Source organism: Limosilactobacillus caccae (genome assembly GCF_900156885.1).
Classification (GTDB): domain Bacteria; phylum Bacillota; class Bacilli; order Lactobacillales; family Lactobacillaceae; genus Limosilactobacillus; species Limosilactobacillus caccae.
On sequence record NZ_FTOY01000010.1, the window covers coordinates 105,064 to 128,847 of the forward strand.

The following is a 23,784-nucleotide window of genomic DNA, read 5'->3' on the forward strand; positions in this document are numbered from 1 at the left end:
TTTTATTACTTATTATATTCAACAATTTCCATATCATCATCGGTCAACAGGGCCGTGGTCAAGCTGCCGTTAGCCGGCCGGACGGTCACATCGTATTTACCATGGCCGAAGCGTTCGACCAAGCTCAGCAAGGTGTTACCATGGCTGACCCATAAGACATTCGCGTTATCCGGCAAGTCAGCATTCCGGATTAGTGCTAGTCCTTTATCCATCCGTTGCCAGTATTCTTCATTATTTTCAGCATCATGAAATGGATCAGCATCCTTTAGCCAGTCCTTGGCCTGCCCGATTGAGTACTTAGTAACAATATCGTGGAAGTTCTTAAAACCGTGAGGGGCACCGGCATTATACCAGGCGATGTCCATGTTTGACCCTTCATATGAACCATAAAATTCTTCACGGAAGTATGGGGCAGTCACTGCCTGTTTGACGGAACCGGCTACGTTCATGTCAAGGATCGTCTGCATCGTCTCCATTGCCCGGGTCGTGTCACTACAAAATGCACCATCAAAGTGAATTTCTTTCAGCTTCTCACCAGCTTTTTTTGCGTCCTCTTTTCCCTTAGCGGTCAGCGGTGAGTTGCTCCACCCTTGCAATTTATTATAGATATTAAAATAGGTCTGCCCATGCCGGACTAAAAAGATATTCAACTTTGTCATTTCTACTCATCTCCATTTACGCTTTCTCCTTCAATTGTACCGCTTTCATTTTCAGAAAACTATCGAAGCTTAGGAGTTTAAACATTCTTTCTTCATATTCACCCCGTAAACTTACTAGTTATAGAAAGAAGGAAATACTGATGAAACTCACCGATACTAACCAACCAAACATTGTGGCTGCCCGGATTACCCGGGTTGGGCGCAAAAGCATTCTGGTAGTAACAGAAAAGGGACGCCTATTAAGGATCCCCCTCACCAAGGAGTACCAACAAGACCAGCTAATGCAGGCCTCGCTAAAAGATATCCTCAAAGCCGGTATCTGGATCCCGGTCAATGAAAAACTAAAGAAGTTGTTTAGCTACGACTGGCTTACTAGTCCAAGCCTAGCAGTCGCGCCGGCAAAGAATTAAGTTTCTCCTACGGTTTTCTTTAATGAATAAAGTTCCACCATAATCTGTGATAAAATACTTTTGACTTGTCGAAAATTTCGGCAAAGCAGAATAAACATAATTTTGATTGTGAGGAATATTCCTAATGAAAAAACTAAGCAAATTTGTGGATACTAGGATTGGCTTTTTCACCCTCCTAGTTGTCCTTTTTTGGTTAAAGACCCTGTTTGCTTACTTTACAGACTTCAAACTCGGGGCTGAAGGAATTTTTCAGAATATCATTCTGTTATTCAACCCCCTGGCAACCACTGCCTTAATTTATAGTCTGGCATTTTACTTTAAACGGTCACGGTTTTTCTACCCGGTGCTGATGGGCCTGGATGTTGCGAACACCCTGTTGCTTTACCTTAACGTTATCTATTACCGGGAATTTACCGACTTCATGACGATTGCGACGATGACTGGCTATTCGAAGGTTAACCAGGGATTAAGCGGTAGCTCACTCGCCCTGACTAATTTTCATGACGTCTTTTACTGGTTAGATATCGTCATTATCTTAATCCTAATGGCCTTCAAGCTGATTAAGTTTGACCCGCGCGCGCTGGGGACACGGCTAGCATTTGCCTTTACCTCCGTCGCCCTCGTTTTGTTCGGGGTAAACCTCTCCTTTGCGGAGATGAGTCGTCCCCAGTTATTGACACGGACCTTTGACCGGGCCTACATCGTTAAATACCTGGGAATTGATACTTTTACTGGCTATGACCTAGTCAAGTCACAGCATATCAACGAAATGCGGCAAAGCGCCACTAAGTCGGAACTAGAAAAGGTCAAGAAGTTTACCGATAAGCACTACGCTAAGGCTAACCCGAAAATGTTTGGAATTGCGAAGGACCGGAACGTGATTATCATCCACCTCGAAAGTTTCCAGCAGTTCCTAATCGATAAGAAGATCAATGGCCAAGAAGTTACGCCCTTCCTAAATTCGCTGTATCACGGGCAAGATACTTATGCCTTCGATAATTTCTTCCACCAGGTTGGTCAAGGAAAGACCAGTGATGCGGAAAATATGCTCGAAACTAGTACCTTTGGTCTTCCCCAGGGGTCGCTTTTCGCCACCCTCGGCAGTGATAATACCTTCCAGGGAGCTCCGGCCATCCTTAACCAACGGGCGGGCTACACCAGTGCTGTCTTCCACGGTAACGTCGCTAGTTTTTGGAACCGGAATAACGTCTACAAGAACCTCGGTTACCAGTACTTCTTTGACGCCAGTTACTACGATACCTCTGGTGATAAGGCGACCGGTTATGGCCTTAAGGATAAGCTGCTCTTTAAGGACTCGGTAAAGTACCTACAAACGCTACAACAGCCGTTTTATGCGAAGTACATTACCGTTACCAACCATTTCCCTTACACCCTCGATGATGAGGACAAGGATCCAAACTTCCAGACGACTAATACTGGTGACACTAACGTTGATAACTACTTCATCACTGCCCATTACTTAGACCAGTCATTGCGGGAATTCTTTGACTACCTTCATAAGACCGGCCTGGATAAAAAGTCAATGGTCATGATCTACGGTGACCATTACGGAATTTCCAATAGTGAAAATCCGGCCTTAGCAAGCGTCCTAGGTAAGAACGCTGATGAATGGAACGACTTTGATAATACTCAATTACAACGGGTACCGTTAATGTTTGTTATCCCCGGCACCGGCAAGGGCCAGATCTACCATACCTATGGTGGGGAAATCGACGTCTTGCCAACCCTGCTCCACTTACTGGGGATCAGTAGTAAACGCTACATCCAGTTTGGAACTGACCTCTTCTCAAGTCAGCATAGCCAGGTAGTTGCTTTCCGTAACCGTGACTTTATAACGCCACGGTATACCAGCATTAGCGGAACAATTTATGATAACAAGACCGGCAAGCCCGCTAAATTGACCGCCAAACAAAAGGAGCGGTTGAAAAAGGCAAATGAGCTTGTCAATACCGAGCTAAGTCTCTCTGATTCACTAAACGAAAAGAACCTGCTGCGTTTCTACCATCCAAAAGGCTTTAAGCCAGTTAACCCGGCTGATTACAACTACTCAAACGGGCTGAAACGCGCTGAACAGATTGAAAAGAAGAAGGGGAATAAGTCAACCAGCATCTTCTCTGAAAACAATGACCAGTCCACGGTTGATGATTACAGTACCGATGCACCAGAACAAAACCACTCTTCAACTGATTCAAACCGGATTAAGATTACTAACCCGGATGCAAATAATAAGTAACTAAAAAGCTGGAAGGCCCGATCCTTCCAGCTTTTCTAATTTATTAAGCAAAGTTAACGTTTTGCCCAAACCTCTTAACCGCTTTCAGCAAAAATGCTATTGTTAATTCGTACACAAAGTACAAAATTGGAGGGATTTTATATGGTTGAAGAATTCGGCTCACCATCGTCTTATATTCAAGGCAAGGGTGTCCTATTTGAAAGTGATAAGTATCTACAAAACTTCGGCAAGAAGCCGCTCCTGTTAGCAGGTGACACGGTCTACAAGATTGTCGGCCAAAAGTTTGAACAATACTTACAAGATAATGGCTACGATGTCACTCGCGTTCAGTTCAACGGTGAATCATCAACCAACGAAGTCGACCGGGTAACGGCAATCGGTAAGGAAAAAGCAGTTTCCGTTATCTATGGTCTCGGTGGCGGAAAGACCGTCGACACTGCCAAGGCTATTGCAGATAACTTAAACTTGCCAGTTGTCATCATGCCAACATTAGCTTCTAACGATGCCCCCTGCTCACGGTTATCCGTTATCTACACCGATGATGGTAGTTTTGATCATTACCGTTTTTACAACCAAAACCCTGACTTGGTCCTTGTCGATAGCCAGGTAATTGCTAACGGCCCAGTGCGGATGCTGATTTCAGGGATTGCCGACGCATTAGCAACCAACGTCGAAGCAGTCGCCGTTGCCCAGGCCAATGCCGATACAATGCTGAATGAAAAGCAAACCCTTGTTGGGAGCGCAATCGGTCACAAGTGTGAAGAGACCCTCTTTGAGTACTCCCACCTTGCAGTTGCCGACGGGAAGGCGCACGTTGTCACTAAGGCCCTGGAAAACATTATCGAGGCAAACACCTTGATGAGTGGGCTTGGCTTTGAAAGTGGTGGTCTATCTGGTGCACACGCGATCCATGATGGCTTGACCACGCTTGAAGAGACCCATGACTTAACTCACGGGGAAAAGGTCGCTTACGGGACACTTACCCAGTTGATGCTTGAAGGAGCCGACAAGGACCGCTACAACAAGTACTTTGAATTTATCCTGTCGCTTGGTTTACCAACGACCCTTGCGGACTTGCACCTTGAAAACGCAACTGACGAAGAGTTGCTTAAGGCTGGTGAAGCTGCTTGTTCTGAAAATGACACGATTGACCGGCTGCCATTTAAGGTAACACCAGACGATGTTGCACAAGCATTCCGGGCGGTTGATGCTTACACGAAGCAATACCTCGGAAGCCACCATCACTGCAAGCACGCTAAAAAGTAAAGACTAAAATAATAGTGAAATACACAAATGGTCGGGGATTTTTCGCCGACCATTTTTATTTCCCCCACAAAAACTGAATCAATGCCCGGTCTACCTGGGCGTTACTATGAAGCTTTGAATGTTGGGCATCCTTCCCCTTAATTGTAACGACCTGGTAGGACTTTGCCCGGGGTTCAACTAAGTATTTTAACGATAACGACGAAACGTTCGGCACCGTCCCGTCGGTGTGTCCACCAATATCACCGATAATGTTTAAGACCGCGACCTGCCTTTTAGGATAAGCTTGCCGGGCAGCGGTCATTTGCTGATAGCTGGCGTTCATCTTGGTTGGTTTACCATCGCTAGCTAATGCTAACCCAGCAGGCTGCCGAATCGCCGCTGGCATCCCCTTAAAGTTTAATCCCGCAAAGTGCCCGGCAATATTAACTTGCTTTTGCAACTGGGGCATTTTTTTGTCCTGCCCATTTTGCAGCATATAGTAAATAATCGAAATATTTCCCAGGGAATGACCGACCATGTTGACCTTGCTGATTTTATACCGCGCTTGCAATGTCTTCACCACATTGGTTGCGTATTCACCATGCTTAGCAAAGTTTAACTGCCGGTTATTGTCATAGTTCACTTCAACGATGGGGTTAATTGCGCCCCGGTGCATTGACCCGTGCAAGGTCACTTTTCCATCATCACTAACGTTGGCCCGCAAAACCGTACTGGTAACGCCGGCCTTTTTTGCAGCATTGACCATGTGCTCTTCGGCATGATAGCTGCTGCCACCACCATGGAAAAACAGGGTGGGCGTGGTTGACTGAACATACTTACTTGTTTTACGCTGGTGCCAAACTGCCCCACCGACGATGGCGATAATTACCACGAAGATAGCCGTTGCGATTGTAACCTGACGCTTTTTCATTAAATTCACCTACTTTTAGTTACTAATCTACCGGAGGCGCTTCCAATAATGCAAATAAAAACACTTACGACCCTAACAGCAGCCCACTGGCAACTCTTACTACGGGCTGATCCCAGTGAAGAAGTCATTACCCAATACCTGCCCGCCTGTCAGGGATTTACTATTACTTGCCAGGGCCAGCTAGCAGGAATCATCCTCCTGCTTCCTCATTCGTCAGACATCCTAGAAATAAAAAACCTTGCCGTGGATGCTGACTTTGAAAATCACCATCTCGCAACAAGGTTAATTGAATTTGCTAAAAAATATGCCGTCACTCACCACTATCGTGAACTTCAGATTGGTACAGGCTCAACTAGCTTCAAGCAGCTTTACCTCTACCAGAAATGCGGCTTCCGGATGAAGAAAATCATCCCCGACTTTTTTATTGATAACTACCAACAGCCAATTTATGAGAACAACTTACGCCTCTATGACCTCGTCGTCCTTATACAGCCCTGTTAGTGCCACAGCCGTTGCCAGAAGTTGCCGCGTTGAATATCATGGCTGTTATATAGCGGGTAAGTCAGTGGCTCATCATTCAGGGTCTTAATCTGGTCACTAGCAATCCGCAATTGTCCGACCTGTTTTCCCTTCCAAATTGGCGCTTCAAAGTGGCCGTTCTTATTCATCAACGACTTGCGATACTGGGTACCAATTGTGTAGTCAATCTTAGTGTCATACGGGTTCCAGAAGGCGACTTCACGTGGCCGCAGGTTCATCGTCCTTTCTGCCCCATTGGAAACCTTCTTGGTTGTTGCGGATGCTGGCACCTTGATCGTCTGCAGGTGTTCCTCATTTTTCAAAATATTATACAGTTCCTGGGTAGCGACAAAGCGTTTATCTTTATCTTTACCATTAGCGTGCAGGACAACGGTAATGATCCGGTGGTGGTGATAGGTCCCGGTACTAACAAAGCAGGCCCCGGCTTCATCAGAGGTCCCGGTCTTTAGACCATCGATTTTAACCCCCTTAACTGTGTACTTCCCACCAGGGAGCATCTTATTTAGGTTTTCACCGGTCTTTACCTGCCCCTTGGTAAGCTGGTACTTGGTTTGCTTTTGCGCAGTTATCTGTAGAATCTCCGGATAATTTTTGACTAAGTACTGGGAGATGATGGCGACATCCCGAGCACTCATCGTGTTGGCCGCAGTGGTTGGCAGGTCAGCAAGTTTGAGGTCTTTCATGTCCCCGTTGTTCAAGCCGACCGCATTGACAATCGTAATATCATGAATGCCAAGCTTGTTTGCCTTATTAACCATTTTAAGGTTAAACTCATCCGTTCCATCGCCAGTAGCGGAGGCAAGAGCGGCGGCGGCACCATCGCCTGAACTTACCAGCATTGCGTTTATCAACATCCGCACCGAATATGATTGTCCCTCTTTTAGCCCGATGGCAGAATATGCTGGATCATTGGAAATTGCCGCAACTTCAGGCGTAATCTTCACCTGACTATTCCAGGAAAGCTGCTTTTGCTGGATTTCATCCTCAATTACCAGCATCGTCAGTAACTTAGTGATCGACGCTACCGGTAGTTTTTTATTGGCATTTTGCTCGTAAATCACCTGACCGGTTTCAGCATCAACCATCATCGCTGCGGCCGCATCAATCCGGCTACTTGCTGTTGCGGATGGTCCCCCCAGCAGCAACACCGTTAACAGGGTCACAACAAAAAGTTTAATTTTTTTCATGAAATCTATTCTCCTAATTTGTTTAAGTACGGTAAGATGAACTTAGAACCAAAAATAAAGGAATTCATTATGAATAAAGAACTAAAACACCTTTTGCAATTATCAATTGGATTATTCCTCATTCTGATTTTATTTTTTAATATTTATTACTATTTTCGCGCTGATAACTTCATCACTGGCAGTTCCAAGGCTAGCCAAGTCATCACTAGCAACCGCCTGCGCGCTCCCAATATCAACCGGCCCTCTGAAAAATGGTCATACCCCAAGCTGACCACCAAGGACCCGCTAGAATTAGTTGCCCTTAAACAACAAAATAAAATTATTGTGGTGAATACCGCCACTCACAAGGCAATCTACACCATCAATGCCCAAATAAATATTGAACCACAAGCAAAGCCGTTGCACGTTCTCAAGGCGCGTGGGCAAGAGATTTACCACATTGTCGGCGCTAAACACACCACTGCGAAAAACTGGCTTGGCATCAGCAAGGGGCACTATATTGAAGCACCAGTTACGGGCTTGGACGGTCAACGAGTTCCCCACCGCCTAACCAAAATCAATGCAACTAAAAATACCATCCTCGTCTCTAAACCGGATGCAAAGTGGTTGCAAAGTATCCCCCAAAGCACCCAATTAGTAATCAAGGAGGGTAAATAAATGCTCACTCAACTATTTCACGGTAAATTCTTTAAGCACCTGCTCGGCAGCAGTTTAATCTTGGTCATTGTGATGGTTGCTTATGACTTACTGACTTTTTTTATCCCGTTAGTTAAGCTATCGTTTACTTGTGGGCTAATTTTTCTTGCCGTGATCGACATTATCCTGATTGTCCTCAAGTTATTGACGATCCGTACTAACCAACAATTTCGACCTTAGTCCCGACTGGAAGATTATGCTCCATCCACTGGGCATCAGGGATTGATAACCGGATACAGCCATGCGATCCTTGTGTCTTTCCTAGCTTAGCAGCTTCTTCCTCATTGTATTTACCACCCGCTTCGGTTGGCACACTATGGAAGAGGTACTCACCATGGTTCTTCCAAGAAACATAGTAGTTTGCCCCTTCGTTTAGGGACTGGTTGAAGAAACTGTCCCCCCGTTCTTGTTCAATATAGAACGTACCGGTCGGCGTAGCACTCTTCATTTGCCCGGTTGCTTTATCCTTTTTGTAGATGCCACCCGTACTATACATTGTGTAGATTACCTTCGAACCGTCGTATAAGTATGTCCGGTTCTTTTTCAAATCTACCTTAATCCAAAAATTCTTCACCTTACTCAAATCTGGGTAAGGAATTGTTTCTGACGACTTATGCCAATCAATCGGCGTCCGCATGTGATCATTAGTGGTAGTCGTTTTTGTCTGTGGTTTGTTATTAACTTGCGATTTAACAGCTACTTTTTCACTTTGGGGATGCGAATTAGATGCAGCGTGCAATTCTGGTCCAATGGCAATAATTACCACTAAAAGGCAAAATATCACGTAGATCCAGTGTTTAATTCGTAAGCTCAAATCAATTTCTCCTTTACAGATAATTCAAAATATCACTATTATATTATAGAGAGGTTTCATTCAATCTTCACTAGGAAAGGTGATTAAATTGAGAGATAATTTAAAGGTTTCATATTTGACGGCCCTCTTTTTCTTCATTGTTGCAATTATTTACGCTAATTTCACTTAGCTAATTTGAGGGGTCATCATGAGCAGATTTTTTAATATTTTATCTAATACTTGGTACTATATCATTAATCATAAATGGTCTAAAGACATTTTACGAGCTAATTTATTCTTTATTTTGCTAGTCATTATCTATGACCTATTCCATTTCTCACTAAAAGTAATTAGTTGGCATGTCTTTTTTAAGACCTTCTTATTAATGAACTTATGCTTATTTTTCAAGTTTCTCTTGGATGGCATCGACCGGTATTTAAAGGCACGACAACAATCATAATTAATTTTACTTATTTTTTCATTGTGTTATTAGGTTTCCGTGCTAAGATAAAAGCATAATTATTTCAAAATAAATATTTTTCGATTTGAGGAAGGTACAAATGCGTTTAAATATTAAATACTGGCTTGGGGGCATAATCGCAATTTTGGTTATCCTCCTTGCCGGCATGTATATTCATCAAAAGAATCATTTTAATAAGAATACAACGATCAATAACGTGGCTGTCGGGGGGCTTACTGCTAAACAAGCTTACGACAAAGTAAGTAAGCAGTCACAAACGACCAAGGTATATGTTAACCATGACTTGGTTTACCAGGCCCAACAGCCAACAAAGGAGCACTTTACAAGCAGTGACGAAGCAAAGTTTACTAAGGCATTAAGTGAGCAATTCACCTTTTTCCCTAGTCACAAGGCGGTCAATGTTGCAGTTAAGCCAAGCAACTTTGATAATCGCTCCTTAGACCCTGCCCGGACAGCAGTAACAAAAAAGATCAACCAGCTCAATGTTGGACGCAAGGCACCGGTTGATGCTTATGCTGTTTACAAGAAAGACAAGGTAAGCGTTGTTCCCGCTGTTAACGGGACCAAGTACAACTTACAAAAGGCCTTAAAGCAAGTAGACAATCAGGCCGGTAATGGTACGATCAAGGTAACTCCTCACTACCAAAAGCCATTGGCTGCAGATAGCAACACGGTTAAAAATGAACAAAAGCAGCTAGAAAAGTTAACCGGCAAGTCAGTCACCTACCAGGTTGAAAATGAAAAGTATCACTTTACAAGTGCACAAATCATTACCAAGGCGACATACAAGGATGGCAAGTATAATTTTGTCACTACCGGCCTTGATAACGAAGTAAAGAAGATTAACAAAAAGCAAGGCACCCTTGGCAAAGCCTTTAAGTTTAAGACCCACGCTGGCAACGAAATTACTACTGCTGCTGGCGGTTCCTACGGTTGGAAGATCAGTAACACTAAGGCGGCCAACACCCTTACCCAGGCAATCTTAAAGGGGAAGAGCGATGTTAACGGTGCCCAAGATATTTACGGAACTGGTTATAATACCGGTGGTACTGGTTATAACGTCACTGCCAACGACGGAATCGGTAACACCTACGCGGAAGTTTCGCTTGCTGACCAACACGCTTGGTTCTACAAGGACGGTAAGTGTGTCCTGAGCACTGATATTGTTAGTGGGACTAACAATGAAGGTAACCGGACGCCAAAAGGTGTTTGGTATATCATGTACCAGCAAACGCCATCAGTTCTGCGGGGACAAAATGACGATGGTTCCCCTTATGCAAGTAAGGTTAACTACTGGTCACCATTTACTGATACCGGTTGTGGTTTCCATGACGCAAGCTGGCGTCACAACTGGTCAAAGACCGCTTACCTTAGCGATGGTTCCCACGGTTGCATCAACATGCACCCAAGCGTTGCGGGACAAGCATTCCACTACTTACAAAAGAACGAACCAGTAATTATTTACTAATAAATAAATGACCGTGCGCATTCAACGATTACCGAATGCGCACGGTCATTTTTACTTACTAATTCCCATCGATGAGCTATGCATCGCCATCCGCTTATCTGGATAGAGTTTCTTCGCCAGTGCTGTCACTGCTACTGGTGCTTCTCCAAAGCCGGTTGCAATCAAGGCAACCTTACCAGGATAAGTAACCCCATCCCCAATCGCATAAACGTTATCGACGTTGGTCTCCATCATCGAATCAACCTTAATCAAATTCCGTTCTTCAGCGAGATCCAATGACCATTCATTAAGGGCGGCATTATTGGAAGTAAAGCCATAATTGACAACCAACTGGTCAACATTTAACTCTGCCTCATCCTCGCTCCGCATCTTCTTAAGCGCTAAGGTCACTGACTGGTCATCTTCAAGCTTTAGTGCCCGCGGAAGGTACGGGGTATCGAGCTTAACTGTCGACTGTTTCAACTGGGTAACAGTATGCTCAAGGCCCCTGAACTGGTCCCGCCGGTGCACCAGGTGGACTTCCTTGGCAACTGGTTCAAGCATTAAGGCGATGTCAATTGCCGAATCACCACCACCTAAAACCGCAACCCGTTGGCCAGCATAGTCAGCCTTGCGTTTTACAAAGTAAGACAGTTGTGCCCCTTCAAGTTCTTCTGCCCCGTCAACTGCAAGCTTTCGGGGAGTAAACGCCCCGTTACCTAGAGCAATAATGACCGCCCGGCTATGAGAAGTCCGTTTTTCTGACGTAATCGTAAATGTCCCGTCATCTTCTTTAACAACGTTCTTAACGGTCTCACCGAGAAAGGTATCAACTGGTGCGACAGCCATCTGCTCTTTCAAGCTAGCGACTAACTCCCGCCCCGTTGCCCCTGGCATCCCGGCGACATCCCACACCTGTTTTTCCGGATAAAGGGCACCGACTTGTCCGCCTAGCCGGGGAAGACTTTCGATTAATTGCGCGTTTAGTTCATGAAGGCCACAGTAAAACGCAGCAAACATCCCCGCTGGGCCACCACCGATAATCGTTACATCATAGATTTGATCTGTCATATTTTTGATTCCTTTCACTTCAGCTTGTGAATTCATTATATCATCTTATAAGATTTTCTAAATTCGGTTCTTTTTGTGGAAACGGTATCAAATTTTGTTTGTATTTATAGCTGAATTAAATTAACATATAGGTAAAGGTAGTAAATTTACTTGAATTGGAGGAACTACTATTATGGCAAAAAAGAAAATGATTCTTGATTTAGATACTGGTGTTGATGACGCTTTAGCAATTGCTTATGCGCTTGCTGACCCAGAAGTTGATCTGATTGGGATCGTCAGCTCATACGGTAACAACACGTTGGACGTTTGTGCTGAAAACAGCCTTAAGTTACTCGAATTATTAGGACACACTGATATTCCAGTATTTAAGGGCTTGCCACACTCTTGCACATCCGACCACTTTGATGTTATGCAAGTATCTAAGGACATCCACGGTAACAATGGTATCGGGGAAGTTGAATTACCTGCACCAAAACGTGCAATCGAAGAAGAATCCGGGGTAGACTTCTTCATCGATGCCGCGCACAAGTATGGTAAGGACTTAATCATCATCCCTACTGGTCCAATGACCAACCTTGCCGCTGCCCTCAAGAAGGATCCAGAAATTGCCAGCTTGATTGGTAACGTTACATTCATGGGTGGTGCCTTAACAGTTGATGGTAATGTTACCCCAGCTGCTGAAGCCAACATCAACCAAGATGCAAAGGCTACTGATGAAGTATTTAAGTCAGGTCTTCCACTGACGATGGTTGGCCTTGATGTTACTTTACGGACACTCTTGACCAAGAAGGAAACTCAACAATGGCGTGAACTCGGCACTACGGCTGGTAAGGCGTACGCTGACATCACTGACTTCTACATCGACGCTTACTACAACCTCGACATTGATAAGCGTGGTTGTGCCCTTCACGACCCACTAGCAGTTGGTGTTGGTATCGACCCATCATTCGTGTCAATGATCAGTCTCTTCATGCGTTGTGAATACGATCCAGATAGCCCATTCTACGGCCGGACAGTTGGTGACAACGCTAAGTTAAATGACCCTAACCCGAATGTTAAGGTTGCGGTTAACGTGGATAAGGAACGTTACCTTAAGGTCTTCATGGACCACTTGACCAACTTATTCAAGGAAAACTAACATTACTCACTAAAAGAAGCTGGCAAAATTGTCAGCTTCTTTTAGTTTAAAGCAATTATCCTGCAGCGCATTAAACAATCACCTAAATTGCAAAAACTTTCGTGCATTTTGCATCTTTTTACGTATATATCTATTAGGAGGTGCAAAATGCCAAATTCAAAATTATTAGCACAGGCGCGTCGCAGCTGGGAAGAAGCGGGACTAGCCAACGACTTTGTTTTCAATAAGGTGATGTTGGATAAGCGAATCACCTTGGAAGTCCTGCGTCGGGTCCTGCCAGCCTTGCATCTTAAACGAGTTAAGCAAGTGGTTAGCCAGCAGGAGTTCACCAGTAGTCATGACGCTAAGGGAGTGCGGCTGGATATCTACGTTGAGGATGACCAGCATAATCGCTTTGACATTGAGATGCAAGTAGTAGATAAGCATAATTTGCCGCAGCGGATCCGTTTTTACCATGCGAACCTTGCGATGGACTGTTATGAAAAGGGGCAAAATTACGCAACGGCGGATAATTCTTACGTGATCTTTTTCTGTTGTTTCGATCCGTTCGGCTTCGGGGAGCAAGAGTACCAGATTGAGCGGTCGATTAAAGGCCATCCTGAGGCCACATACGCAGACGGGGAGCAAACCCTGGTATTTGACGTGACAAGCCTTTGCCGGGAAGTGAACCCTAAGTTGCAACAATTTCTCGACGTGATTGCGAACCGCCAGGTTGGTGACGACGACGATTTTATCGTACAATTAGAGAAGAGAATCACCTTCGTTAAGCAAAACCGGAAATGGAGGAGAGAGTATATGCAACGGTCATTGTACGAGATGGATATTGAGAATAGCATTGCGTTGGCTAAGGAGCAAGGGTTAAGCCAAGGATTAGAAAAGGGGCTGAGTCAAGGTAAGGCTGCTGGAATTAAAGAAGGTCGAGCAGCCGGGATCAAAGAAGGTTTGAGCCAAGGTAAAGCAGCAGCGGAATATGAAGAACGAGTAGCGATGGTGCGTGGCCTGCTTAATATGGGGCAGCAACACGACCAGATAATCAATTTCCTTGTTAAGACTCGTAACCTTACAACTAAACAAGCAGAAGGTTATTATCAAGCTGCAATAAAGTAACCTCTTCAGAAATGGAGGAGCGAGTATATGCAACGATCATTGTACGAGATGGATATTGAGAACAGTATTGCGTTGGCTAAGGAGCAAGGGTTAAGCCAAGGATTAGAAAAGGGGCTGAGTCAAGGTAAGGCTGCCGGGATTAAGGAAGGCTTGAGCCAAGGCAAAACTAAGGCTGAACGACAAATAATTCAAAAGCTAATCAATGGCGGAAAGTCCCGCGAAGAAGTAATTAACTTTATGGAACAAATCCTCGAGCTTTCACCAGCCCAAGCTGAGAAATACTATCAAGAATTAACCCAATAACAATCCACGTACTACACCTAACACATTTAGCGTCTAAAAAAGGGACGGGCAATTTGCCAGTCCCTTTACTATTTATTGAACACGGGCCGCATCGTCTGACTTGTCAGATGTCAATGCTTCCTTGGTCGATTCGGCAACGCCGCCGACCCGATCTTGTAAACTAACCGATGCCTTTTCATGCTCAGCCTTGCTCCGAACATCGACGACGTTTACATTCACTTCGATAACATCTAATCCCGTCATCTCCTTAACGGACTTAACGATGCTCCGCTTGATCTCTTCGTATAACTTTGTGATATCCACCTTATATTCGGCAACGATATCCAAGTCAACTGCAACTTGCTCCTGACCGACTTCTACGTCAATTCCCGTTGTCACGTCAGAAGTGTTAACGATCTTTTCTGCAATATTAGAAAAGAAACCACCGTCAACAGTTAGGAGACCTTTTACATCTTGAAGTGACATACCGATAATTTCTTGAATAACTTTATCCTCAAAAGTTAAAGTACCTTTTACTCCTTCAACCTTCGGACTGCTTTGACTTTTACTTTGTGTTGCCATTCTTCTTCCTCCAGACACGTTTTATCTTCATATTCCATCCTTGGTAATCCCACACAAATCCAAGAATAGCGCCAATCACGACCACAATAATCAATAAAATAGTCTTCCATAAGCCAACAATTAAGAATAATAACGCTAATAGAAACGCAACACTTGCGCCAATTGCGGGTGCTAAATACCAGCGATCTGAATTCATTGGTTACGCCTCCTCACTTGACGCGGTGTGCGCCCTTTTTTTGTGGCTGATAACCCTTTAGCTGGACAGAAATCTTACTTTGCTGGGATACTCCTAGGCAGTCAACCAGATCCTGGCGAACCTGTTCTATAAACCGCTGCCCCTGAGCTGCCGCATCTTTATTCTTAGTAAGCTGTCCTTTAACCGTTATCTTGATTTTCTTGCGCCGCATCTCCACTTTTACTTTCGCATTTTTGATAAACGGTTCACGGGCCACCGCACTCGCCACAAAGTTAGTTACGGCCTGGCGGTTAATTGTTAATTCACCCAGTTTTTGTTGAAACAGGTAAGTCGCCTGCCGCCTTGGCCAAGCCAAGAGGACAATCCAACTAACAAGCAAAACCATCATCAGACCCAAGCTCACCCAAAACAGGTACAGGTGAATTCCAGTTACTGTCAGCAACTGGGAACTAACTTGTGGTAAATGGACAACTTTTTGGTAGGGTGCTTGCTGGACTACTTCAATTACCAGGATTGACATACCAAGCAAAAGAAGTAAACTGCCGAGTAGCTTTTTTAAACTCGTCATCGCCTACCTCCCTCCTCGCTTAGTCCGCGCGACTTGCGGTCGATGGCGAAATGCTGTCCCCCTGCATTTCGCTGTGTTCGCCGGAAGCGTGCTTTATTTTTGTTCGTCGTCACCAAGCACCTTATCTTTTACTTCATCAATTTTTTCTTTCGCCTTGCCGATCAGGTTTTCTGCTTTACCTTGTAGTTCACGGCCCTTATCGTTGGTAAGTTTGCCTTCAGTCTCTTTCGCCTTGCCAGTTACTTTATCTTTCATACTGTCAATTTTTCCATCTAAACTCATGACATTGCCTCCTTACCTATCGATATCCTACGCTCTCATTTTAGCAATTTTGTCTTATTCAGGCAAAAATTTATCTTTTTGTATTATTGCGAAATAAAGAAAGCGCCAAGAGATTTTCTCTCCGGCGCTTCATTAACAATAAATTTGTAAGTAAGCATTATTGCATATTTTTAATCACTAGTGATATGGCCAGAATTAATGAACCGATCCCGACTAAGACCTGCATTAACCGGCCTGGTAAGTGCCGGACAATGATTGGCCCGAGATAGCCACCGATGATATTACCAATCATCAACGGCAAGACATAGTTCCAGTAAACCGTTGTTTCAATCGCAAAGACGATCCAGGTAGTCGTGTTCGTAACGGTCATTGCGACATTTTTGAGGGCATTATTTACCGCAAAACTCTTCTGCCGGTTGATAATTGTCAGTAAGGTTAACATCATCACCCCCGCTCCAGCATTGAAAAAGCCAGCATAGACACCGACCAAAAAGATTGCTAACAAGTCGATGAACTGACTTATCCGGGACTTACCAAACAACTTACTGTTGGCGGCCATTGTCGCTTGGCCTTGCTTAGGATGGTGAGGAAACAGGAGGATAATCCCCGCAGCTGCAATACACAGTGGTACAAGATCCGCAAAAACCTTACTGGGAACCGCAAATAAGAGGAAGGCCCCCAAGATTGAGCCGACCAGGACCAGGGGCAAGATGCTCCATAATTGTTGCCGGTTATCTTTCAGTTCCTTAAATGACGCGAAAACTGAACTATAGTTACCAGTAATTGTCGAAAACGCACTGGTGACGTTGGCCATTACCGGTGGCAATCCGAGCACGAGCAGCGACGGGTACGTGACCAGGGAGGCAAGTCCCGCAGCAGCACTGATAATTCCCGCGATGATTCCGATTGCAATAAGTAGCATACTAAAGGTTATTCCTGACATTTTTAACCATCCTGTAATTTAATAATGCCCTTATTTTAATCCTCTTTCTCACAAAAGAAAAAGGAATTTACTTATTTTTTCTCCATTGCAGTTGCTTTTCCCCTCGTTCTTCGTTATGATGATGGGGAAATAAACTATCTGGGGTGCCCATGCGGCTGAGATAATACCCATTGAACCTGCTCTGGTTAATACCAGCGAAGGGAGATTCAGTGCTATTAACTTAATTAAACTTTTAACTCCATGATACTTTGTCGTGGAGTTTTTATTTTATCCTCGGAAAAATAAGGAGTTTTATTATGGCTAAACATCAACTACACTTACGCGATATTATTCTACTGGCCCTCATCGGGATTGTCTTTGGGGTCGTCTACTTTGCGGCTGGCTTTGTTTATAACGGTCTGACCGTCCTCTTATCACCAATCGGCTACGGACCAATGGCAAATGACATTACGATCGGAATTTGGTGCATGGCCGGGCCACTTGCCGGCTTTCTCTTCCGCCTTCCCGGGTCTGCCTTTCTCGGTGAATTTCTCGGGGCAACTGTTGAAATGTTTCTCGGTGACCAGTGGGGCGCTGCGACCCTGATCTCTGGCTTTGTCCAGGGGATTGGGACCGAGCTTGGTTTCACCGTCACTTTCTACAAAATTTACAACTGGCTGACGATTGTGATGACGACGGTGATGACTACCCTCGTAACATTTGCTTGGGACTGGTTCAAAAATGGTTATAGTCACTTTAGCGGCCAGATGATCATTATCCTCCTTATCGTCCGTTTTATCTCCGTCTTTATCTTTTCGGGGATCCTCGTTAAACTAATTGCAAACCTTCTCCAACGGGCCCACGTCATTAAAGGATAGGCATAATGAAAGAATTCAGCTTTAACCACCTTTCATTTAGTTTCACAACTGGTGAGCCAGTTCTCACAGACCTTACTGCCAGTTTTGCTCCGAGAGCCGTTCACCTCTTAACCGGCCCTTCTGGTAGTGGGAAATCAACTATCCTTAAATTAATTGCGGGTTTACTGCCAAAATATGGTGGGCAGATTACCGCCGGAAATTTGACTGTTCCAGAGGGGAGCCGTAGCGGAATGCTATTTCAGGATCCCGTAATGCAATTTGCCCTTGATACTCCCCGCCATGAGCTGGAATTCACTCTGGAAAACTGCCAAGTTCCCCGCGGGCAAATGAAAGGCCAAATTGCAACGGCCCTCAGCTTTGCGCGAGTAACGCCGCTAGCTGACCGTAAAATTACTACGCTCTCCGGTGGGCAGCAACAACGCGTTGCCTTAGCAGCTGTCGTTGCCATGAAGCCCACGATCCTGTTACTAGACGAACCATTTGCGAACGTCGACAGTGCTAACCGCCAGCTTATCCTCAACCAGTTAGCCCAGCTCAACCGCAAGAACAAAACGACAATTATTATCACCGATCATGAATGCTTTGGCTACCAGGAGCTTCATCCCCAGGTATGGCAACTCCGTGACCACCACCTCCACGCGCTAACGCCTAAAGAAGGCAACGAATTACTTCGCCACGCCGACCAGCAGGAGGCCGCGCCAATCCGGGTCACGATGCCAAGTAAAGATGAGCAAGCAATTGTCGATTTTACTGATTTAACAATTCGCCAGGGTGATTCTGTCCTGCTGACCCCAACAAATCTCCACCTGGTCAAAAATAAGACCACCCTGCTTACTGGCGCTAATGGGGTCGGTAAATCAACCCTCCTCAAGGCACTAGCCCGCCTGCTTCCCTACGACGGGCAAATCAACTTTCAGGGCACTGATATCCAAAAAATATCACCCGGGAAATATTTCCGCGATGTCGGCCTTATCTTCCAACACGCCAACGACCAGTTTTTAAACGTCACAGTTGGGGAAGAGCTTGCTCTCAGTCGCCAACACGGTCACAACCCCTTCTTTACACGTGCCCGTCTTCAACAGGCCTTGAGCGATCTTCAGCTCAACGGTCGTGAAGACCAGGTCGTCTATTCATTAAGTGGTGGCCAAAAGAAAAAGCTCCAACTCTTATTGATGCTAATGATGGGGCAGCAGCTTCTTTTATTAGATGAGCCCTTCACCGGACTCGATTCTCAATCACTGGCGACAATTCTCCAGTTAATCCGGGAGAGTCGTCAGGTCCTCCCGTTAACAATTGTCGTTGTCAGCCATCAACTCAGCGGCATTGAAGACTTTGTTGACTACCATCTCGTAATGCAAAATCAGCAGCTTTCTTACCAGAGGAATTAACCATGAACCCAAGTTTAAAACTATTTTTAATCCTATTCATCTCCCTGGAGATCACCTTTACTAGCAAACTCTGGGCCAACATCATTATTATCCTTGTTGCCCTGGCCTTGCTAGCAGTTCACCACTTCTCCTGGCGGCAATTTTGCTGGCTAATCGCCATCCCGTTTCTTCCTGCGATGGCCTTGTTTATCACCATCAGTTTTTTCAGTCCCGACCGCGATTGGTTTTACGGGTGGGTGTTGGTATCACGGATATACGGCTACGTTTCACTCGGTACCCTCTTCACCGCCACCACCAGTCAGCTGGCCCTGGCCCGTTCGCTTGAACAAAACTGCCACCTGCCAAGTAAGTATGCTTATGGTGTCCTTGCTGCCTTTAACCTCGTGCCACGAATAAGACAATCCATCAACACTATCTACATGGCCGCCCGGATGCGGGGCGTCACCCTTCACTGGTGGTCACCAACCCTTTATTTCAAGGCAATCTTAGCCGCCATTCAGTGGTCAGACCAGCTTGCCCAGGCAATGGAATCCCACGGCTTCGTCGAGGGACAGGTGCGGAGTTTTGCGACCGTCATTACCATTAGTAAAAAAGACTGGCTGTTGCTAGGCGGAATTATTTTGGCTGTCCAGTTCTTAGTGATTGCACTACCTTAACTAATCATGTAATAATAAAACAAAAAGAAAGGATCACGAGATTGAACAATAATAACCTAAGTGAGCGACTTATCAATGCACTATCCTATTTAAGCATCCTTTTTTTGCCGGTAATCTTCCCTTTGATCGTGTGGATTGTCGCCAAAAATACCGCAACTGCCCAGCCAAGCATCGCTAAAAATGCCTGCTATGCTTTCTGGAGTCAGATCTTCCCCGCCCTATATGTCCTTGCCGCCGTTCTCGCATTTAGCGTCCTCTCGCTTGATGTCGCCAACTTCCATGGTGGGGCCTTATTCGGGATCTTTTTAACATTTGCACTCCTCATCGCCCTGTTACTTTTTATTTTTAATATTGCAATGGCAGTTAAAATGCTAATTGGCAGAGACTAAACACCAACCGGGCGGGGAAAGCTTCCCAACCCGGTTTTTAATTCTAATAATGAGGTGATCTATCCGATGGGAATGATATTAGGGATTATCCTTCTCTTAACAGCCGTGGTAACAGCTAACGTTGTCCACTTGATTTATCCCAAGATTCCGCTCTCGATTTACCAAATCATCGCCGGAATCTTGCTTGCCTCCCTTCCGACAGAGGCGACCAACTTTACGATGCACTCCGAACTATTCATGATGGTGATCATTGCCCCACTGATGTTTAACGACGGGCAAAACCAATCTTTCCGTTACCTCTCGAGTAACGCTAAGTCAATTCTATCGATCACGGTCGGGCTGGCAGTCGTCACCGTCTTGATTATCGGTGAATTTCTCCACTTAACGCTACCGGGGACTTTCTCGCTTGCTCTGGCATTCATGCTGGCAGCAATCATCACCCCAACAGATGCGGTGGCGGTCAAGTCCATCACCACCAACATGAAGGTGCCCGAAAACGTCAACGGGGCGCTAGAATACGAATCGCTATTCAACGATGCTTCCGGAATCGTGTTGCTCGAACTTGCCCTGGCAACTTTCCGGTCCGGTGAATTTTCCCTTAGCCATGGTATCTGGATCTTCTTGTACGTCTTTTTTGGTGGGATTATCTTCGGGGCCATTCTCGGTAGCCTCTTGATCAGCTTGCGGATGAGCCTGATGCGGACACACGTTGATATCGGGTCAATTGTCATCCCCATCAACGTCATGACCCCCATCGTCATTTATTGGCTGGCCGAAGAACTCCACCTTTCTGGAATCCTGGCCGTCGTTGCTGCCGGCGTTGTCCACAGTATCCTTTATGACCGCCTGCGGTTAACCTCCACGAAGGTACAAATGTCAACGACTACCATCTGGGCGATCATCAGCGATGCCCTCAATGGGCTGGTCTTCGTCCTCTTAGGAGTCATGCTGCCCCAGGTGCTCGGGCGGACTTCCTTAGAAAACCTCGGGAAGATAGCAGCATTAGGATTTGTAATCTACCTGATTGCCACGACCCTTCGCTTCATCTGGGTACGGTTGAAGCTCATCAACATCCATTCGACCAACCTCAACCGTGATAGTTTACTTGTTGCCCTCGGTGGGGTCCACGGGACAATCACATTAGCCCTGGCTTTTTCCTTACCGGTCATGATTAATGACCACGAATTTGCCTTCCGTAATTCAATGATTTTAATCGCCGCCATTGTGATCCTCATCAGTATCGCGGTCGGTGCGGTGGGTTACCCAATGATTCTGCCGCCAAAGTCGAAGAGCTACTCCAAAGAGGAATTCCAACAGCAATTCATTAAGACGGTGCAGTATGCCGTCAATGAGCTGCGGACCTCCGAGAAATACTCTCCTGCCAAGGCAATTGTAATGGATCAACTCAGCAGCCAGTTGACGCAATACCATGAATTTGACCATAAAGTCTACGAACAGCTGCTGGCGAAAGCTCAGCAGGTGGAACTGGCAACCCTTGACCGCCTCTACGAAGAAGGAAAGGTTTCGGAAAGTGAAAACACCTTCCTCATCAACTTCGCCAACCGGTCAATTTTTCGGATAAGCAAACACCGCTTCCTTGATTTCTGGATCATCCTGTGGCACCGAGTCAAGTGGCACTTTATCCAGCGGAAAAATATCAAGAAGCATCCAGAACTAGCTGTCAAGCACCCCAATAGCTTCCTTACCAGTGAACAGCGCACACGGGGAACAGCAATTTTGGCCATTATCAACCGGGACATTGATGATTTCTTACATTCCATTGAAACTCCCGAGAATGCCAGCGAAGTAACGATGGTCCGGCGAACATACTTCCAGCGGAAGCGGTTCTTCAGTCACGACTTCGGGGTTGAAAACGACCAAGTAACGTCGATCTTTATCGAAGCCTTCCAGCTTGAACACAGCTACGTGCAAGAACAATTAGCGGCAGAGTCAATCTCCCAGGAATTAGCAAATGCATTAAATGAGCAAATTTCGACAGACGAACTTGTCTACACCCAGTCGCTTGACTAAAACAAGCTGGGAAAAAAGCTTCTCGGAGCCCCGGTGGGGTAACTTAGGACGGACGTTGGCACGGTACGGGCCGACGTTTGTCCGTAGTTACCCTTGAGGGGCTCGCTTTCGACGCGGAGCTAGCCTATTGGTTTCCCGCGATTACTATGTAATATTCGGAGATAAAACTGGGGCTGGGAAGAAACATAGTTTCTTCCCAGCCCCAGTTTTCATCTAAATCAACGTTAAAACAAAGGCAAGCAGTGCCGGCGCGAATTGCAAGAAGATAATCTTCTTGGTGGCCGTGAACGCTCCGAATAGCGCTACGACCATAACAAAAACTAACAATAATTGCCAGACAAGAACGAGGGTGGCTCCACTGAATAACCAGTAAGAAGCAATCATTGCGGCGCCCAACATTCCATTGTAAATTCCCTGGTTGGCAAATGATACCCGTGCTTCCCGCTGTTTCGTGAATGCTAGCGGTAAGTCAAAGGCCTTCGCCTGTTGGACTGGCGTTCCCCAAATTTCCAGGGCCATGATTCCGAGGTGTTCGATTGCGACTAAGATAACGATAGTGGTTGCTAACATAGCTCTCCTCCTACTTAATATACTTGTTCAAAAATTGTTCAAGATGACGTTGATATTGTACTGGGTGCGTGGCGTAGGACTTAGCATGCGCCGCCCCGGGAACAACCCAGAGTTGCTTTGGTCCCTGGCTGGCCTTGTAGTTTCGGTAAACCATCTTGGTCGGCACAAAGTCATCCTTAGCGCCATGGATAAAGAGCATCGGCCGGTGGTTGTTGTGCAACATCGCTAATGAACTGGCCTCCCCGGTAAAGAAGCCGTTCTGCGTCCGGTTGATCAAGCTCATCGTGCTGATTAGCGGTACTCGCAGAAACTTCGGAATGCCGTACAAGTTGCCTGCCTCATAGTTCAGTTCATCGTCAAGGCTCGTGTACCCACAGTCTTCAACAAAGGCCTTCACCTGGTGGGGCAACTTAATTCCACTAGTCATCATCGTGGTTGCGCCACCCATGCTGACACCGTAGAGAACGATTTGGCTGTCTTGCCCATTCTTTTGAATCAGCTTATTGATCCACTTTCGAATATCATATCGTTCCGGCCAGCCATAACCAATGTATTTACCCTGGCTTTCACCATGTGCCCGCGCATCCGGCATCAACACATTATAGCCCATCTGGTGGTACAATGCCGCATACTCGCCCATCTTTTCCTTACTGCCCATAAAACCATGAGCGATCACGACATTCTTGGTTGTCGGCTTGGCTGCAGGGATATAGTCAGCAACCAGCCGGTAGTCGCCGCTCGCTGACTTCATCGTCCACCGCTGCTTTTTCACATGTTTAAACCACATTTTCTGTGAATACAGCGGATCACTCTTGCTAATCCTGGTTGAGTTATTAACAAAGGACTTGTGCCCCGGCACCATTGCAACGTTAAAGAAGTAGCAACTTGCCCCAAAGATTACAATTGCGATTAAGATAATAATGCCGATCAGCCACCGCCAAGGGTGCCAACGTTTAGTTTTTTCGTTTGTTTCCAAAATAATTAACCCCATGTTATGTTTTTTGTCAATGCGGATAGTGTAGCACACTTTCTGTTGCTTTGCATATTCTTTTTATTCCAAACAAGCACGTAAATGTTAAAA

At 45.6% G+C, this 23,784-nt stretch carries 27 protein-coding genes and 1 riboswitch; of the genes, 15 read left to right on the top strand and 12 right to left on the bottom strand.

Annotated features, from left to right (window positions below):
• Positions 1-5 precede the first annotated feature (5 nt).
• Complete coding sequence (locus CZ502_RS03880; protein WP_076459785.1) at positions 6-659, bottom strand: histidine phosphatase family protein; 654 nt, start codon at positions 657-659, stop codon at positions 6-8.
• Positions 660-799: 140 nt separating this feature from the next.
• On the opposite strand from CZ502_RS03880, the gene CZ502_RS03885 reads away from it, so the two are divergent.
• The 3 genes from CZ502_RS03885 to CZ502_RS03895 all read left to right on the top strand — a co-directional run bounded on the left by CZ502_RS03885 (position 800) and on the right by CZ502_RS03895 (position 4,589).
• On the top strand, positions 800-1,069 hold the full coding sequence (locus CZ502_RS03885; RefSeq protein ID WP_076459786.1) for a hypothetical protein: 270 nt from the start codon (positions 800-802) through the stop codon (positions 1,067-1,069).
• 124 nt (positions 1,070-1,193) lie between these two features.
• Positions 1,194-3,323, top strand: a complete 2,130-nt coding sequence (locus CZ502_RS03890) for an LTA synthase family protein (RefSeq protein ID WP_076459787.1) — start codon at positions 1,194-1,196, stop codon at positions 3,321-3,323.
• A 141-nt stretch (positions 3,324-3,464) separates the two neighbouring features.
• Positions 3,465-4,589: a glycerol dehydrogenase gene (locus tag CZ502_RS03895; protein ID WP_076459788.1), complete on the top strand. Its 1,125-nt coding sequence runs from the start codon at positions 3,465-3,467 to the stop codon at positions 4,587-4,589.
• A 55-nt stretch (positions 4,590-4,644) separates the two neighbouring features.
• On the opposite strand, the gene CZ502_RS03900 is transcribed toward CZ502_RS03895, so the two are convergent.
• Entirely contained in the window at positions 4,645-5,499 is an 855-nt protein-coding gene (locus tag CZ502_RS03900) for an alpha/beta hydrolase (RefSeq protein WP_076459789.1), read from the bottom strand.
• 48 nt (positions 5,500-5,547) lie between these two features.
• Between CZ502_RS03900 and CZ502_RS03905 the strand changes: the two genes are divergently transcribed.
• The gene (locus CZ502_RS03905) at positions 5,548-6,000 is read left to right on the top strand and encodes a GNAT family N-acetyltransferase (RefSeq protein ID WP_076459790.1); all 453 of its coding nucleotides are present in this window, start codon (positions 5,548-5,550) and stop codon (positions 5,998-6,000) included.
• Here CZ502_RS03905 and CZ502_RS03910 read toward each other — a convergent pair.
• On the bottom strand, positions 5,997-7,226 hold the full coding sequence (locus CZ502_RS03910; RefSeq protein ID WP_076459791.1) for a D-alanyl-D-alanine carboxypeptidase family protein: 1,230 nt from the start codon (positions 7,224-7,226) through the stop codon (positions 5,997-5,999). The two genes, CZ502_RS03905 and CZ502_RS03910, sit on opposite strands and share 4 nt — an antisense overlap.
• Before the next feature lie 69 nt (positions 7,227-7,295).
• Between CZ502_RS03910 and CZ502_RS03915 the strand changes: the two genes are divergently transcribed.
• Both CZ502_RS03915 and CZ502_RS03920 read left to right on the top strand, forming a co-directional pair.
• Positions 7,296-7,883 carry a hypothetical protein gene (locus CZ502_RS03915; RefSeq protein WP_076459792.1) on the top strand — a complete coding sequence of 196 codons (588 nt, stop codon included), beginning with the start codon at positions 7,296-7,298 and terminating at the stop codon, positions 7,881-7,883.
• Positions 7,884-8,102, top strand: coding sequence for a hypothetical protein (locus CZ502_RS03920; RefSeq protein ID WP_076459793.1), 219 nt, complete (start codon positions 7,884-7,886; stop codon positions 8,100-8,102). It abuts the gene before it with no gap.
• Here CZ502_RS03920 and CZ502_RS03925 read toward each other — a convergent pair.
• On the bottom strand, positions 8,080-8,736 hold the full coding sequence (locus CZ502_RS03925) for a L,D-transpeptidase (RefSeq protein ID WP_076459794.1): 657 nt from the start codon (positions 8,734-8,736) through the stop codon (positions 8,080-8,082). The genes CZ502_RS03920 and CZ502_RS03925 overlap by 23 nt on opposite strands.
• 539 nt (positions 8,737-9,275) lie before the next feature.
• Here CZ502_RS03925 and CZ502_RS03935 point away from each other — a divergent pair.
• The gene (locus CZ502_RS03935) at positions 9,276-10,664 is read left to right on the top strand and encodes a L,D-transpeptidase (protein WP_076459795.1); all 1,389 of its coding nucleotides are present in this window, start codon (positions 9,276-9,278) and stop codon (positions 10,662-10,664) included.
• Between the two features lie 51 nt (positions 10,665-10,715).
• On the opposite strand, the gene CZ502_RS03940 is transcribed toward CZ502_RS03935, so the two are convergent.
• On the bottom strand, positions 10,716-11,714 hold the full coding sequence (locus CZ502_RS03940) for an NAD(P)/FAD-dependent oxidoreductase (protein ID WP_076459796.1): 999 nt from the start codon (positions 11,712-11,714) through the stop codon (positions 10,716-10,718).
• Positions 11,715-11,886: 172 nt separating this feature from the next.
• Here CZ502_RS03940 and CZ502_RS03945 point away from each other — a divergent pair, with 172 nt between their 5' ends.
• The 3 genes from CZ502_RS03945 (at position 11,887) to CZ502_RS03955 (ending at position 14,262) form a co-directional block, all read left to right on the top strand.
• Positions 11,887-12,852, top strand: coding sequence for a nucleoside hydrolase (locus CZ502_RS03945; protein WP_076459797.1), 966 nt, complete (start codon positions 11,887-11,889; stop codon positions 12,850-12,852).
• 147 nt (positions 12,853-12,999) lie between these two features.
• A complete protein-coding gene (locus tag CZ502_RS03950) occupies positions 13,000-13,959 on the top strand; it encodes an Rpn family recombination-promoting nuclease/putative transposase (protein ID WP_076459798.1) in 960 nt (319 codons plus the stop codon).
• 27 nt (positions 13,960-13,986) lie between these two features.
• Positions 13,987-14,262 carry a hypothetical protein gene (locus tag CZ502_RS03955; RefSeq protein ID WP_076459799.1) on the top strand — a complete coding sequence of 92 codons (276 nt, stop codon included), beginning with the start codon at positions 13,987-13,989 and terminating at the stop codon, positions 14,260-14,262.
• A 72-nt stretch (positions 14,263-14,334) separates the two neighbouring features.
• On the opposite strand, the gene CZ502_RS03960 is transcribed toward CZ502_RS03955, so the two are convergent.
• The 5 genes from CZ502_RS03960 to CZ502_RS03980 all read right to left on the bottom strand — a co-directional run bounded on the left by CZ502_RS03960 (position 14,335) and on the right by CZ502_RS03980 (position 16,812).
• Positions 14,335-14,823 carry an Asp23/Gls24 family envelope stress response protein gene (locus CZ502_RS03960; RefSeq protein ID WP_076459800.1) on the bottom strand — a complete coding sequence of 163 codons (489 nt, stop codon included), beginning with the start codon at positions 14,821-14,823 and terminating at the stop codon, positions 14,335-14,337.
• Positions 14,807-15,019 carry a DUF2273 domain-containing protein gene (locus tag CZ502_RS03965; RefSeq protein WP_076459801.1) on the bottom strand — a complete coding sequence of 71 codons (213 nt, stop codon included), beginning with the start codon at positions 15,017-15,019 and terminating at the stop codon, positions 14,807-14,809. The genes CZ502_RS03960 and CZ502_RS03965 overlap by 17 nt, the downstream gene beginning before the upstream one ends.
• 13 nt (positions 15,020-15,032) lie before the next feature.
• A complete protein-coding gene (gene amaP / locus CZ502_RS03970) occupies positions 15,033-15,587 on the bottom strand; it encodes an alkaline shock response membrane anchor protein AmaP (protein ID WP_083673319.1) in 555 nt (184 codons plus the stop codon).
• A gap of 93 nt (positions 15,588-15,680) precedes the next feature.
• Positions 15,681-15,869 carry a CsbD family protein gene (locus CZ502_RS03975; RefSeq protein ID WP_076459802.1) on the bottom strand — a complete coding sequence of 63 codons (189 nt, stop codon included), beginning with the start codon at positions 15,867-15,869 and terminating at the stop codon, positions 15,681-15,683.
• Between the two features lie 157 nt (positions 15,870-16,026).
• Positions 16,027-16,812 carry a sulfite exporter TauE/SafE family protein gene (locus CZ502_RS03980; RefSeq protein ID WP_076459803.1) on the bottom strand — a complete coding sequence of 262 codons (786 nt, stop codon included), beginning with the start codon at positions 16,810-16,812 and terminating at the stop codon, positions 16,027-16,029.
• Between the two features lie 129 nt (positions 16,813-16,941).
• Positions 16,942-17,032, top strand: a riboswitch (TPP riboswitch).
• Positions 17,033-17,108: 76 nt separating this feature from the next.
• Here CZ502_RS03980 and CZ502_RS03985 point away from each other — a divergent pair.
• The 5 genes from CZ502_RS03985 to CZ502_RS04005 all read left to right on the top strand — a co-directional run bounded on the left by CZ502_RS03985 (position 17,109) and on the right by CZ502_RS04005 (position 22,133).
• The gene (locus CZ502_RS03985) at positions 17,109-17,669 is read left to right on the top strand and encodes an ECF transporter S component (protein ID WP_076459804.1); all 561 of its coding nucleotides are present in this window, start codon (positions 17,109-17,111) and stop codon (positions 17,667-17,669) included.
• A gap of 5 nt (positions 17,670-17,674) precedes the next feature.
• Positions 17,675-19,057, top strand: coding sequence for an ATP-binding cassette domain-containing protein (locus CZ502_RS03990; protein ID WP_076459805.1), 1,383 nt, complete (start codon positions 17,675-17,677; stop codon positions 19,055-19,057).
• A 2-nt stretch (positions 19,058-19,059) separates the two neighbouring features.
• Entirely contained in the window at positions 19,060-19,713 is a 654-nt protein-coding gene (locus tag CZ502_RS03995; RefSeq protein ID WP_076459806.1) for an energy-coupling factor transporter transmembrane component T family protein, read from the top strand.
• Between the two features lie 41 nt (positions 19,714-19,754).
• The gene (locus CZ502_RS04000; RefSeq protein ID WP_076459807.1) at positions 19,755-20,102 is read left to right on the top strand and encodes a magnetosome magnetite crystal formation protein family; all 348 of its coding nucleotides are present in this window, start codon (positions 19,755-19,757) and stop codon (positions 20,100-20,102) included.
• 66 nt (positions 20,103-20,168) lie between these two features.
• Positions 20,169-22,133, top strand: coding sequence for a cation:proton antiporter (locus CZ502_RS04005; protein WP_076459808.1), 1,965 nt, complete (start codon positions 20,169-20,171; stop codon positions 22,131-22,133).
• A 213-nt stretch (positions 22,134-22,346) separates the two neighbouring features.
• Here CZ502_RS04005 and CZ502_RS04010 read toward each other — a convergent pair whose 3' ends face one another.
• On the bottom strand, positions 22,347-22,703 hold the full coding sequence (locus CZ502_RS04010) for a DUF1304 domain-containing protein (protein WP_076459809.1): 357 nt from the start codon (positions 22,701-22,703) through the stop codon (positions 22,347-22,349).
• Between the two features lie 10 nt (positions 22,704-22,713).
• On the bottom strand, positions 22,714-23,694 hold the full coding sequence (locus CZ502_RS04015; RefSeq protein WP_076459810.1) for an alpha/beta hydrolase: 981 nt from the start codon (positions 23,692-23,694) through the stop codon (positions 22,714-22,716).
• Between the last annotated feature and the right edge of the window lie 90 nt (positions 23,695-23,784).